Origin of the sequence: Shewanella sp. SM68, assembly GCF_025653925.1 — a bacterium.
Lineage (GTDB): Bacteria > Pseudomonadota > Gammaproteobacteria > Enterobacterales > Shewanellaceae > Shewanella > Shewanella oncorhynchi.
Genome location: NZ_JAKKRU010000002.1, coordinates 351,988 through 364,531 on the forward strand (window position 1 = coordinate 351,988; position 12,544 = coordinate 364,531).

Below are 12,544 nucleotides of genomic sequence, written 5' to 3' on the forward strand. Positions count from 1 at the left end.
AATTGAGGGAGTATTAAATGAGCCAACTCTATTTAGAAGAGGGAATTAAACAATTAGTTAGCGAGTTTATCGCGGCGGGTTGCCCATCGGTGCGAGAGCAAACCATTGAGCAACGTAGGCAAGGTTATATCGCCAGCACTGTACTCGCAGGTGAGCCTGAAGAGGTGTTCGAGGTTAGATCTATTTCCATCGATGGCGCAGAATTAACTCTGTTCAAACCCTCGGCGGCAAACAATTTACCTATCGTCATTTACTACCATGGTGGCTGTTTTGTCAGTGGCGGCGTTGAAACCCACAATCAACAACTGCGAAAACTCGCTAATGATTCTGGCGCACTGGTGATCGCCGTTCGCTATCGCCTCGCCCCAGAACATGTTTATCCCGCTGCCCACGACGATGCCTGCCATGCCGCAGAAGTCATCTATCAACATTGTCACCAATGGGGCGGTGATAACACTAAGATCACCCTAATGGGCGACAGCGCCGGCGGCCATTTAGCCCTAGTCACTTGCCTGCGTTTAAAAGCCAAAGGGCAATGGTTGCCACACAAACAAGTGCTTATCTATCCTATGCTCGATGCCACCGCGAAGAGCCAAAGCTATAGCGACAATGGCGAGAAATACATCATCACCCGCGACACCTTGCTAACAGGTTTCGATCTGTATTTAGATTGGCACCCCAGAACCGATGCCGAAGCCAGTCCACTACGCCGTGATGACTTAGCAGGCTTACCCGAAACCCATATCATCACCGCCGAATTCGATCCACTCGTCGATGAAGGTGAACAGCTATTTAGGAATCTATTAGAGGCTGGCGTAAATGCCCACTGCCGTCGTTATCTTGGCGTCATCCATGGTTTCTTCCAACTCTCGGGCGTGAGCCGTTCCGCTCGGGATGCCATGGTGCAGGTGACCAATATAGTGAAGACAGCCTAACGTCATACTTGATGATTAATTCATAAAAAAGGCTTTCTATCTAGATAGAAAGCCTTTTTTAACCGTTTGATATTTAAATTTAAACGGTTTTCTTTCGATACGCCAAGAACAACAAGACTATACCTACGGCTAAAAACGGTAAGCTCAGAAGTTGTCCCGCACTTAAGAAAGTTTCAGAGTAAGCCGCTTGGCTAACTTTAATCGACTCAATCGCAATTCGCGCACTAAACACCGATACCAGAAACAGGCCGAAAATAGCCCCATGTCTTTGTTTAATCTGCGTGTATTGATACAAAGCATACAGACCAATAAAGATAGCTAAATAAGCGAAAGCCTCATAGAGCTGTGCTGGATGTCTTGGCAACATGTCGACACGGGCAAATATAATGCCCCAAGGTTGAGTCGTAGGATCGCCTAAAATTTCTGAGTTGGCGAAGTTTGCCATACGCACAAAAAAGCCAAAAATGGCGGTTGCGATCGCGAGTCTGTCCAACAAAAACAGGAAGGGTAGCTTCACTTTACGTTGGTAATAATACAAGGCCAGAATCGCGCCTAAACCACCACCGTGGCTGGCGAGTCCGCCTTCCCAAATCGCCAAAATTTTAAGCGGATGAGCAAAGTAATAAGTCGGATCGTAGAACATACAATGGGCCAAACGCGCACCCACAATAATGCCAACCACACAATAAATCAGTAAATTATCAAGGGACTCAAGATCGAGATTTTCCTTGATATAAATCCGCTTCATCACCTGAAAACCAGCAGTAATAGCAACAGCAAACAGGACTCCATACCAATGTATTTTTAGTCCCATAAACGAGATTAATACAGGATCGAGCTCCCACACTAAGTGTTCCAAATTCAATTACTCCATAACACTTGGTACATAGAGGTACGCCAAAAAGCATGTTTTACGTGGTTAAACGCCAATAGACAAGCCTTGTCGCGGGGATATCTTACTATTGAGTCAAATTTAATGACTCAGAGCGACCTTGGATTAGCCGAATGAGGCAATGTCAACCAAGTTACCATTTAACGAATCAACTGGCTAAATTTAACTGACTTTAGCGCTCCCCTAACGGCTCAGACGTTGGATGATGTCACTATGCTGTGGATATTGGGCTAACAAAGTTTGTTGGCTAAACAGCTCAAAATCATCAAAGGTAAAACCAGGCGATACCATGCAGCCCACTAATGAAAAACCATCTTGATTCATGGCTGAACCAAATATACAGCCCTTAGGGACTAAAAACTGTGGCCGCTCGCCCGCAACTAAATTAAGCCCTAATTGCGCCGTTGTTAGCACCCCATCAGGATCAATCATGTAAATCGTCAGCGATTGCCCCGCATGGAAATACCACATTTCATCAGCTGTCAGACGATGGAAATGGGAAACCTCTCCCGTACGCAGCAAAAAATAGATACTGCTCCATAATGCCCGAGTCTGATCAAATGCCGTTTCTGAACGATAGGATGAGCGGTAATAACCGCCTTCAACATGCTGCTCTAGCGCTAAATGTTCAATAAAATCATCTGCAGTATGCATTATAAATCCCTGTGTAAAATTAAAACCACAATTAAGGCCCTAGATTCTACTCGAAAATCATCTGTCCACTAAGCACTGCAATGAAGCTTTTTGAACATAAGCACAAACGCTAAAGTTCAAGACATCACGACTGACTCGATACGATCGCAAGGCTTAGGTTTTAAGCCTCAACAGGGATACAACTCTGCGCCATCGAACGCTCTGATGCCTTGGTAAAATCGCGACGACAAATAAATTGTACGGCATATTGTTATGGTTTGTTGTTACCCACAAAAGCGGCTAAATTGTAATGAGTTCGCAGGATGCATTCGCGGCTAAAGCGCCAAAGAGTAGTTTATCTATGATAACTTGGACACGCGGACTTAAGGTTGGGTGATTTTCCACAGGGATTTTAATCGATGATCAAAATAGAAGAAATGGCTTTAGTCCTTGATGCACTTCCTGATCCTACTTTTGTTCTGTCAAAAAGTGGTAAATACATTGCCGTCTTCGGTGGTAAAGATGACCGTTATTACCACGATGGTAGTGGACTAATCGGCTTATATCTTAGCGATGTGTTAAAGGCTGACAAACTCAATTACTTTTTACAGGTTATCGAAAGTGCATTAACCAGCCGAAAATTACTGATCGAAGAATATGAATTGAGCAATAAAGATGTCAAAGGCTTACCCGATATAGGCCCAGAACAACCCATTTGGTTTGAGGGACGCATTCAAGCACTAGACTTTCTGGTTGATGATGAGCCTGTGGTGCTTTGGGTTGCCAGTAATATTTCCAAGCGGCATGAGCTTGAACTGCAACTACGTCAGCTCAGCGATACCGATCAACTGACAGGGTTGTATAACCGTCGCCGTTTAGAACGTGATTTAACCTTCCAATTCGATATATTTCAGCGCCACCGTATTCCCACCTCAATCTTGATCCTCGATTTAGACCATTTAAAGTCCATCAATGATCAGTTGGGTCACTATGCTGGCGATCAAATCATCATCGCAGTTGCCGAAACCTGCCGAACTCAATTTAGAAAAACCGATAGCGCGTATCGTTTTGGTGGCGATGAATTTGTGATTGCCCTACCTGGGGTTGAGCATTCGCAAGCGGTTGAATTTGCAGAATACCTCTGCGATTGCTTTTACACTGAACTGCAAAAATATGCGGTCAATGGCTTGTTTGCCACCGTAAGCATTGGAGTCGCCTCTATCGAACCATTGGATAAGTCCTATGAAGAAACGCTTAAGCGGGCCGATGCGGCCTTGTATCAAGCTAAACGTAACGGTAAAAATCGAGTTATATCAAATACAGCCTGAGCGGGCTGAACATTTCAAACCACACATAGCAATAACAAGCGCCCTTAATAAATGATAGCCACAAGTGCTCATAAGAAGCGCGAATCAAAAGAGCAACAAACAAAAAAGCGAACCAAAAGGTTCGCTTTTAAACACATTAAGCTAATGCCAAATAACAGAATTAATTCAGGTTTTTCGCAGTTTTACGGGCTTGATGCAGCTTCTTATAGCTTTCAATCAATCTTAAATGCGGCTCAATACCTTCGAGCTGCATGCTAGTCTTAGTTAAACCATAAAAACGCACTTTACCTGTGACTGAGCCAACGACGTTGTCCATCACTTCTTTACCGAACATACGGTTGAAGTTATGGATAAAATCATCAAGTTCTAACTCTTCATCTAAGGTCACTTCCAGCACAGCATTCATGGCTTGGTAGAACAGGCCACGTTTAACGGTATTGTCGTTAAACTGTAGGAACTCACCGACCAGCTCAATCGCGTCTTCGTGTGCACCGAGTGCCAAATAAATCAGGATCTTAAGCTCAATAATCGTCAGTTTTCCCCACACGGTATTTTCATCAAATACAATGCCGATTAAGGTGCGAATATCCGTGTAGTTATCGAGTTGGCTTTCTTCTAAACGGTTGACCAAATTAGCCAATTGCTTAGTGCTTAACGAATGCAGATTTAAGATATCTTCACGGTACGCCAGCGCTTTGTTGGTGTTATCCCAAATCAAGTCATCAACTGGATAAATTTCAGAGTAATCAGGTACTAATATACGACACGCCGATGCGCCTAAATCGGTAAACTCGGCGATATACACCTCTTTACCTAACGCTTCTAAGATCCCAAACAGGCCGTCGGCTTCTTCTTCGCTGGTGCCAGAAAAATCCCATTCGCAGAATTCATAATCAAATTTACTGCTGAAGAAGCGCCATGAAATCACTCCTGTTGAATCAATAAAGTGCTCAACAAAGTTTTCTGGCTCGCTGACCGCCATGCTGTTAAAGGTCGGTTTTGGCACATCATTTAAGCCTTCAAAGCTACGGCCTTGCAGCAATTCAGTTAAGCTACGCTCTAACGCCACTTCAAAGCTTGGGTGCGCGCCAAAGGAGGCGAATACACCGCCAGTTTTCGGGTTCATCAGGGTGACGCACATCACTGGGAACTGGCCGCCGAGTGAGGCATCTTTAACCACAACTGGGAAGCCTTGCTCTTCTAAACCGTTAATGCCCGCGAGGATGCTTGGGTACTTTTCTAGTACAGACATAGGCACATCGGGCAGGACAATTTCTTGCTCAATAATTTGGCGTTTTACAGCGCGCTCAAAAATCTCTGACAAGCACTGCACATGGGCTTCTTGCAGGTTATTACCCGCACTCATACCATTGCTTAAGAACAAGTTTTCAATCAGGTTCGACGGGAAGTAAACCGTTTCACCGTCAGATTTACGGGTGTAAGGAATCGCACAAATGCCGCGCTTAATATTGCCCGAATTAGTATCAATCAAGTGCGAACCGCACAGCTCGTCGTCTGGGTTGTAAATCTCTAAACAATAGTCATCCAGAATACCCGCTGGCAGCGCATCATCTTCCTCTAACGCAAACCACTTTTCATTGGGATAATGCACAAATTCGCTATTGGCGATTTCAGTCCCAAAGAATTGATCATTATAGAAAAAGTTATTATTTAACCGCTCAATAAACTCGCCGAGCGCCGAACACAGCGCGCTTTCTTTGGTAGCGCCTTTACCATTGGTGAAACACATTGGCGAAGCCGCGTCACGAATGTGCAGTGACCACACGTTCGGCACGATATTGCGCCATGATGAGATCTCTATCTTCATTCCAAGATCGGCGAGCATGCCCGTCATATTGGCAATGGTTTGCTCCAGCGGCAGATCTTTACCCAGAATAAAGGTGCTCGATGCGCCATTAGGCTGGCCCATCAACATGGCATTGGCGTCTGAATCTAGGTTCTCAACGGTTTCAATTTTAAATTCTGGGCCAGTTTGCACCACTTTTTTAACGGTACAACGGTCAATCGAGCGCAAAATACCTTCGCGATCTTTCTCCGAAATATCTTCGGGTAACTCAACTTGAATTTGGAAAATCTGATTGTAGCGATCTTCTGGATCAACAATATTATTCTGCGACAGTCTAATGTTATCCGTTGGAATATCACGGGCTTTGCAATATACCTTCACGAAATAGGCCGCACACAGGGCTGACGACGCTAAGAAATAGTCAAACGGACTAGGGGCAGAACCATCACCTTTGTAGCGGATTGGCTGATCGGCGGTCACGGTAAAATCATCAAACTTGGCTTCAAGTCTAAGATTGTCGAGAAAATTAACTTTGATTTCCATTGAATATGATTTCCACTAAATATGCGAGTCTGTAGCAGCCCATCGACCAAGTCGCGTCATTGGTAATGAGTCATTAAGGGTGAATTATCGGTGTTTTTGGCCCATTAGTCTTGGGTTAATTATGTTAAAAACCATAATAAGGCCATTTGCGGCTGAGCTTGGTGGGTTGAATAGCAGGGTTAAGCGAGTACTTAGATTGAGTATCAAGAAGGCGAGGAAACCAATGAGTCGCAGAGTAACACTCTGTGCAAAAACACATTATGGATGTTTTTCAGTTTCTCGCTTAACCAACAGGAAGGTTAAATACATCTTAGTCGGTAATGACAAGGCCATGCCAAAGGCAACACACATGGCGCTGAGAATAATCCCTTGCACGCCCATAGCCTCAACGGTTTCATTAAAGTTATGCAGATAAATACCCAGCGCAATAAGACAAATGCCCACACTAATGCAGATTTTCAGCGTTAGGATCAACTTTTCATTTGTCACAACCCAGCCCTTACTGTTCGCCACTACTTGCACCAGCCTGCACCAGCTCTAGCTAATTTTGCATCAATTTTAGCTAATATAGTGAACGCATTGGGCCCATATAGTGTTGATAAAGATCAAAAGAAAGGCCTAGATTCACAGCATAGTTAACGATTTTGGAATAAATCAACAGCGCGCATTTTATCGATTTCCATTACATTTTTGTTAACTTAAACACTTAAGAATGCGGGAAATTAGCTATACTGCCCTGCAATAAAAGAGATGTTCATCATGGAGTCGTCAAGCATGTCTAATTTCAGCCTACGTAATAAATTACTGCTGTTGTCGTTATTCCCTTTAATTTTTACTTTGTTCGTACTCATGACAGTTTCTTACTATGTCGAAAAAGACGCCCTTGCAGATGAAGTGACGACCTTTAGAACTAAGCTCATCGGTGAACGTAAAACACAAATAAAAGAAGCCACCGAAATTGCCGCAGGAATAGTGCAGTATCAGTTGTCTTTAAAAGAAAATGGCAATGTAAACCAAGCGCTACGTGATATCCGTTTTGGCAGTTCTGGTTACTTCTTTATTTACGACTCCCAAGGTAAAAACCTGTTCCATGCCGTCATGCCCAACCTCGAAGGGCAAAATAAAATTGATATGACAGATCCCCGCGGCACTAAAATCATTGTCGGTTTACTCGATGCCGCTAAAAAAGGGGACGGTAACTTCTCGTTCTACTTTCAAAAACCCAATACCAATGAGCAAATTGAAAAAATCGGTTACTCCATGATGATCCCTGGCACTGACTGGATGCTAGGCACGGGAGTCTATATCGATGATATCGACACTGTCGTTGAGGATTATCGTGCGACGGTCACTGAGCAGATGATCGAAAAATCCTATGCCATTCTGTTAATTGCGCTGTTACTCGCCGCGATTACTGTCGCTGTTATTCTGATCACCGCCCAACGTATGGTCGCGCCAATTAAAAATATGGCGGACAACTTAAACGATATCGCCAAAGGCGAAGGCGATTTAACTAAACGCCTCACAGTGAAAGGTGAAGATGAAATTGCACAACTAGGTCAATCCTTTAATCTGTTTGTCGATAAACTCCAAACCATAATAGGCGATGTGGCAAACGCGACGGCTAAAGTTAAAACCGCCGCCAACGCGATTCACGATCAAACCAAAGTCATGTCGAGCCAACTCATCAGTCATAACAATGAAACTGATCAAGTGGTTACCGCCATCACTGAAATGTCAGCCACCGCCAGCGAAGTAGCGCAAAATACCACGCAAGTGGCTGAAGCGACTCACGCTGCCACTGGCGATGTAGCCAATGCTCAGCGCTGCGTCGATGCTTCTTTAGAAGAAATTTCGGCACTCATGGCGCAAATCAACAATGCGGCGGCCAGTATTCAATCCTTGAGCGAACAGTCTAAAAAAATCAACAACGTGCTGTCAGTGATTGGCGGTATTGCTGAGCAAACTAACCTATTGGCATTAAATGCAGCCATCGAAGCTGCCCGCGCCGGAGAACAGGGCCGAGGCTTTGCCGTGGTGGCCGATGAAGTGCGTAACTTAGCGAGCCGAACGCAATCAAGCACTTTAGAAATCAATGAGATGCTATCTGAACTGCACAAGCTTGTCGCATTGGCAGTAAAAACGATGGAAGAAAGTCAGCAAAGCTGCGTGCGCTCGGTAGACTCTTCCCGTGCAATTTCTGAAAGCCTTGGTTCAGTGACATCGGCGGTCACGGCCATTAACGACATGAGCACCCAAATTGCGACGGCGGCCACGGAACAAAGCTCTGTAACCGAAGAAATCAACCGTAATGTGTTCGCCATCCAAGAGATTGTGAATGAGTTACTCCATTCCAGCGAAGATGCTGCCAGAGTCAGCCAGACCGTGTCGCAGGAAGGTATTAACTTAGGTAAGCTCGTCGGTCAGTTTAAGATTTAAAAATATTTTCAATGGGTTGCAAGCTAAATAAGACATCGCAACCCATTGGTTTGCTGAAAATGTAAGATAAGGTCTCAGCCTTGCTGAGGCCGATGGCAGTGGAATTGAAGGATTGTGGGATTTTTTAATTTCAAAAAGTAAAACTTAAATCCCATTGCCTACGTATATAAGTCCAAATACCCAATCCAATAGAAATGGCCATGTTCTCAATATTTAAGAAAAATCCCTTAAAAAAATTAACTCAGCAATATAACGCCAAGCTTGAACAAGCTATGCATGCCCAGAGAAAAGGCGATATTAGATCCTACTCAATGCTGACCGCTGAAGCCGAGCAAATCGAAAATCAAATAAAAGTGTTAGAAACAACAAGCCATAAATAAACCTTCAAAGCAAAAACACTCAGCAGACAAACTACCAAGAGTCAGCTTGAAAACGTGCCAATCTGGCCTCTGTGACTGTGCATTGAGTCAATTGCATCAACTCACCTAAGGTAATCGCAGGATTGTCTGTGATAAGCCGAATCAGCTTAGCGTCTAATGGTTCAAGTTTGTCCGCATGCTGCAGTAAAGCTGACTCAAGCTTTTGAATAAGATAACGAAATACTCCATCGGCCATCAGTAGCTGCTCGGCTTGTAAACGAGCACTGCAGGATTGGATCTTGATCGCCGCGCCAACAATGCACCAATTTCTCGAACGCCGCACACGCTTAAGCTCGCAATCATGTTGGGTTGCAATCGCTTGAGCTTGTTTAACCGCCTCCCGCCCAATTCGATGAATCAGCGAGGGCAGCGAGATACTAATGTCGTCGTTCATAACGCTTGGTTAATCGCCGCTCTTTTATGCCTGCATGGGAAAAGCCTGCTCGACTTTACATTCAAATACAAAAATTCAATGTGCGGCAGTGTACTCTGCCTCACTTTATTCTAAAAGCTCCACCCTCTGCCGGATAAGATTTGATGCGATTATGCTTTTACTCATTAACCCACATATTTTGAGTGAGTTTCGCACCAAGTTTGTAGCTTATGTTGTAAATCGCGCAGCTTCTTTGGGTAATGGCTCTGCTTGGCATAAACCATATACAACTCATGTGGATAGCATTGCCATTGGGGAACGAGCAAAGTGAGTTTGTGCTGAACGATATCCTCCTCTACCAAATAATAAGGCAGGCTAGCGATACCTGTACCACTCAAAGTAAGAAGATGTGTAGTGGCATAGTTTGAACTGCACAGTGCAGGCTCAAAAGTGAGCGTGAGACTGTCCCCTGTGAGCGGTTCAAACACCCACTGAGTTTCGCCCGAAGACAATAGACGATAATGGCGTAAATCATCAGGGTGACGAACTTCTGCGGCTGCGGGATGCGCGGGCGAAACCACTAAGACATGGCGAATTCTGCCAAGATATCTGGCGATCAGATTATCGCTGTGCGCAATGCTTGTTCTTAAGGCGAGATCAAAATTACCGAACTCAACATCTTGAATACTCTGCTCAAAACACAGTTCGAGTTTCACTTGAGGATACGAAGCAATAAACTGAAGCAGCATAGGACTCAGCAATTTTTTGCCCAGTTCCGTTGGAGCGGTGAATTTTAAAGTCCCACAGGAGTCCTGCGTTAAATCCTGCACTAAACGTCCAGCTTCATTGGCCAGCCTCTCGATTTCGCAGGCTTTACCATATAATGCTTGCCCTGCTTCGGTCATTGATACTCGCCGCGTGGTTCGGTGGAGTAATTGACAACCCATTTCATCTTCAAGGGATTTAACATGGCGCGACACTAAGCCTTTAGATGCGCCGAGTTGTTCAGACGCAGCGCTAAAACTGTGCATTTTGGCAACCAGCATAAATGACTGCAGATGAGTGAGATTCATCAATTAAGCCTATTAACGAAACAATGTGGTGATTATATGCGCTTTTTCTATTTAATTAACCAGATTATCCTCAATTCGTATTCAATTTAGGAGCATGTCATGAAAATAGTCGTAGTAGGTGCATCAGGCACAATCGGACAAGCCATAGTCAGCTTATTTCATTCAACTCAGCATGAAGTTATTCAGGTAGGGCGAACAACGGGGGATGTCCTGATAGACATTCGGGATGAACATTCACTCCATCAAGGGCTAGAAAAAATCGGTAAAGTCGATGCAATGATTTCGGCCATGGGTGACGTCGTGTTTAAACCCTTCAACGCTATGACCCAAGCAGACTGGTACACAGGGCTCCAAAGTAAGTTATTGGGGCAAATACAGTTAGTGCGAATAGGTAGCCAATACCTCAACGCTGGGGGCAGTTTTACGCTAACCAGTGGAATTATTGCCGATGTCCCAGTAAAAGATGGCATCAGTGCCGCCACAATCAATGGCGCACTTGAGCATTTTGTTACCGCCGTCGCGGGAGAATTACCTGCACAGCAGCGAATAAACATTGTCAGCCCAACGGTATTAAGCGAGTCGTTAGCGAGCTATCAGGACTATTTCCCCGGTTTTAGTGCAATCAATGCCGACACATTAGCCAAGGTTTATTTGCGCTCAGTCATGGGCAGAGAAAACGGCCGAGTGCTGAAAGCCTTTTCCAGCTGCGGCACAGTGTCTTAACAGCAGTGTCCTAACAGCGGTGTCCTAACAGGACAACCTAACCTTGTAACGCAAGGCGCGTAATCAGTCACAGTTAAAGTCTTGAGCGTTGCGCTGGGATTGCCTACAATAGCGCACGCTTTTTCACTATAGACAACGACAGATCACGACCATGACCGACACAACATCATTACCTGCTTTACCGGATCGCCTTTCCGTTAACCCACGCAGCCCGCACCATGTGGCAGAAATTTTCGAGCACGATATCGGTATTAAGCTCAACGGCAAAGAGCGTTTTGATGTCGAAGAATATTGCATCAGTGAAGGTTGGGTAAAAGTGCCAAGCAAATCCTTAGACCGTCGCGGCCAACCTCTTTTGCTCACAGTAAAAGGCACAGTTGAAGCGTTTTATCGTTAAGCTTTAGTGCAAAGAGCTGGATCATAACAACGGCCAATTAATATTGGCCGTTTTTGTTTGCCCAGCAGCAAATGATACTAACTCAATACTACTTGCTGAAACTGCACCAGTGTACTGACCTACTATTCGGAACAGCTATTTAGTCGATTTTTGGCGAAATGGATTAAATCAAATAGCATTATGCATGCCTACTTATTTGAATATCATTAAGTTTATTTGGGGATTCACGAGAGAAAGCGTTAGAGAGAGGAGAAATAGTTGATGTCTCGGTAACTCCAATATATAAAGGTCCTTCCAGAATACTGGCAGGTATAACAGTGAATGCTCAAGGTAATGGTGGTTTCTTTGAAAGCATTACTCTTCTTAATCCTCGTGGAATGTAGATCATGACCCTATCTGTATTAAATAGCATTTTAGTTCCCCCTAACATCCCTAATGAATCTGGGATTGGTAACGTTTGGCCTTCTATAGATGAAGGTCTTAGTTTTCCCCGGGATTACATTGCGTTTATTAATCGTTATGGCACAGGAAGAATTGCCGATTTTATAGCGATATTCAATCCATTTACTACGAATTGTGATCTTGATTTTTTTGAGCAGAAGAAATCAATCATTGAGGATTTCAATTACCTTAATAATGAAGACCCAGAGTATTTTAAATATAACCTCTATCCAGAAATTAATGGCCTTTTACCAATAGGCGTAACGGATAATGGTGATTGCATATTTTGGGTTGTTTCCGATCTAAAAGACAGTGAGACATGGGGCACTGCAATAATCGCATCTAGATCGCCAGATGTAGAATATTTTGATGAAAATATAACCTCTCTATTGACTGGTTTATTGTTAAGAAAAATAAGATCAGGATCATTACCTAATAGTTTCCCTCCTAAAAATGTTACCTTTGAAAAAATTTAAACAAAAAATAAATGGTCATCCGCAATAAATCATGGACCGCCACGGCCAACCACTGCTACTCGCAG

The 12,544-nt window shown here is 44.1% G+C and carries 13 protein-coding genes; 7 read left to right on the top strand and 6 right to left on the bottom strand.

From position 1 onward, the window contains the following. Window positions 1-17 precede the first annotated feature (17 nt). Complete coding sequence (locus tag L5M40_RS04620; protein WP_219233846.1) at window positions 18-935, top strand: alpha/beta hydrolase; 918 nt, start codon at window positions 18-20, stop codon at window positions 933-935. Window positions 936-1,014: 79 nt separating this feature from the next. On the opposite strand, the gene lgt is transcribed toward L5M40_RS04620, so the two are convergent. Together lgt and L5M40_RS04630 are read right to left on the bottom strand one after the other, a co-directional pair. Continuing rightward, window positions 1,015-1,794 (bottom strand): prolipoprotein diacylglyceryl transferase, encoded by a 780-nt coding sequence (gene lgt, locus L5M40_RS04625; protein WP_131523760.1) that lies wholly within the window; start codon window positions 1,792-1,794, stop codon window positions 1,015-1,017. 216 nt (window positions 1,795-2,010) lie between these two features. After that, window positions 2,011-2,481 carry a cupin domain-containing protein gene (locus L5M40_RS04630; RefSeq protein ID WP_263256293.1) on the bottom strand — a complete coding sequence of 157 codons (471 nt, stop codon included), beginning with the start codon at window positions 2,479-2,481 and terminating at the stop codon, window positions 2,011-2,013. A gap of 398 nt (window positions 2,482-2,879) precedes the next feature. Here L5M40_RS04630 and L5M40_RS04635 point away from each other — a divergent pair, with 398 nt between their 5' ends. After that, window positions 2,880-3,788 carry a GGDEF domain-containing protein gene (locus tag L5M40_RS04635; protein ID WP_131523762.1) on the top strand — a complete coding sequence of 303 codons (909 nt, stop codon included), beginning with the start codon at window positions 2,880-2,882 and terminating at the stop codon, window positions 3,786-3,788. A gap of 160 nt (window positions 3,789-3,948) precedes the next feature. Here the strand turns inward: L5M40_RS04635 and L5M40_RS04640 are convergent, their stop codons facing one another. Together L5M40_RS04640 and L5M40_RS04645 are read right to left on the bottom strand one after the other, a co-directional pair. Further along, a complete protein-coding gene (locus L5M40_RS04640) occupies window positions 3,949-6,138 on the bottom strand; it encodes an OsmC domain/YcaO domain-containing protein (protein WP_263184447.1) in 2,190 nt (729 codons plus the stop codon). Between the two features lie 258 nt (window positions 6,139-6,396). Beyond that, complete coding sequence (locus L5M40_RS04645; RefSeq protein WP_263169463.1) at window positions 6,397-6,627, bottom strand: hypothetical protein; 231 nt, start codon at window positions 6,625-6,627, stop codon at window positions 6,397-6,399. Window positions 6,628-6,912: 285 nt separating this feature from the next. Here L5M40_RS04645 and L5M40_RS04650 point away from each other — a divergent pair, with 285 nt between their 5' ends. Both L5M40_RS04650 and L5M40_RS04655 read left to right on the top strand, forming a co-directional pair. Continuing rightward, window positions 6,913-8,577 carry a methyl-accepting chemotaxis protein gene (locus L5M40_RS04650; protein ID WP_263256294.1) on the top strand — a complete coding sequence of 555 codons (1,665 nt, stop codon included), beginning with the start codon at window positions 6,913-6,915 and terminating at the stop codon, window positions 8,575-8,577. A gap of 200 nt (window positions 8,578-8,777) precedes the next feature. Further along, a complete protein-coding gene (locus L5M40_RS04655) occupies window positions 8,778-8,957 on the top strand; it encodes a DUF6435 family protein (protein ID WP_028759324.1) in 180 nt (59 codons plus the stop codon). Window positions 8,958-8,988: 31 nt separating this feature from the next. Here L5M40_RS04655 and L5M40_RS04660 read toward each other — a convergent pair whose 3' ends face one another. Both L5M40_RS04660 and L5M40_RS04665 read right to left on the bottom strand, forming a co-directional pair. Beyond that, window positions 8,989-9,390, bottom strand: a complete 402-nt coding sequence (locus L5M40_RS04660) for a ribosome recycling factor family protein (RefSeq protein ID WP_263256295.1) — start codon at window positions 9,388-9,390, stop codon at window positions 8,989-8,991. 164 nt (window positions 9,391-9,554) lie between these two features. Continuing rightward, window positions 9,555-10,442, bottom strand: a complete 888-nt coding sequence (locus tag L5M40_RS04665) for a LysR family transcriptional regulator (protein WP_212599699.1) — start codon at window positions 10,440-10,442, stop codon at window positions 9,555-9,557. Between the two features lie 99 nt (window positions 10,443-10,541). Here L5M40_RS04665 and L5M40_RS04670 point away from each other — a divergent pair, with 99 nt between their 5' ends. The 3 genes from L5M40_RS04670 to L5M40_RS04680 all read left to right on the top strand — a co-directional run bounded on the left by L5M40_RS04670 (window position 10,542) and on the right by L5M40_RS04680 (window position 12,479). Further along, window positions 10,542-11,165 carry a short chain dehydrogenase gene (locus tag L5M40_RS04670; RefSeq protein WP_263256296.1) on the top strand — a complete coding sequence of 208 codons (624 nt, stop codon included), beginning with the start codon at window positions 10,542-10,544 and terminating at the stop codon, window positions 11,163-11,165. Between the two features lie 151 nt (window positions 11,166-11,316). Beyond that, entirely contained in the window at window positions 11,317-11,562 is a 246-nt protein-coding gene (locus tag L5M40_RS04675; protein WP_006080205.1) for a DUF3297 family protein, read from the top strand. Between the two features lie 386 nt (window positions 11,563-11,948). After that, on the top strand, window positions 11,949-12,479 hold the full coding sequence (locus tag L5M40_RS04680) for an SMI1/KNR4 family protein (RefSeq protein WP_263256298.1): 531 nt from the start codon (window positions 11,949-11,951) through the stop codon (window positions 12,477-12,479). The last annotated feature ends 65 nt before the right edge of the window (window positions 12,480-12,544 follow it).

Coding starts and splice junctions, on each gene's coding strand:
- L5M40_RS04680 (WP_263256298.1), top strand. CDS start 11,949: ATGACCCTATCTGTATTAAATAGCATTTTAGTTCCCCCTAACATCCCT.
- L5M40_RS04660 (WP_263256295.1), bottom strand. CDS start 9,390: ATGAACGACGACATTAGTATCTCGCTGCCCTCGCTGATTCATCGAATT.
- L5M40_RS04665 (WP_212599699.1), bottom strand. CDS start 10,442: ATGAATCTCACTCATCTGCAGTCATTTATGCTGGTTGCCAAAATGCAC.
- L5M40_RS04620 (WP_219233846.1), top strand. CDS start 18: ATGAGCCAACTCTATTTAGAAGAGGGAATTAAACAATTAGTTAGCGAG.
- L5M40_RS04650 (WP_263256294.1), top strand. CDS start 6,913: ATGTCTAATTTCAGCCTACGTAATAAATTACTGCTGTTGTCGTTATTC.
- L5M40_RS04640 (WP_263184447.1), bottom strand. CDS start 6,138: ATGGAAATCAAAGTTAATTTTCTCGACAATCTTAGACTTGAAGCCAAG.
- L5M40_RS04670 (WP_263256296.1), top strand. CDS start 10,542: ATGAAAATAGTCGTAGTAGGTGCATCAGGCACAATCGGACAAGCCATA.
- L5M40_RS04655 (WP_028759324.1), top strand. CDS start 8,778: ATGTTCTCAATATTTAAGAAAAATCCCTTAAAAAAATTAACTCAGCAA.
- L5M40_RS04630 (WP_263256293.1), bottom strand. CDS start 2,481: ATGCATACTGCAGATGATTTTATTGAACATTTAGCGCTAGAGCAGCAT.
- L5M40_RS04675 (WP_006080205.1), top strand. CDS start 11,317: ATGACCGACACAACATCATTACCTGCTTTACCGGATCGCCTTTCCGTT.
- L5M40_RS04635 (WP_131523762.1), top strand. CDS start 2,880: ATGATCAAAATAGAAGAAATGGCTTTAGTCCTTGATGCACTTCCTGAT.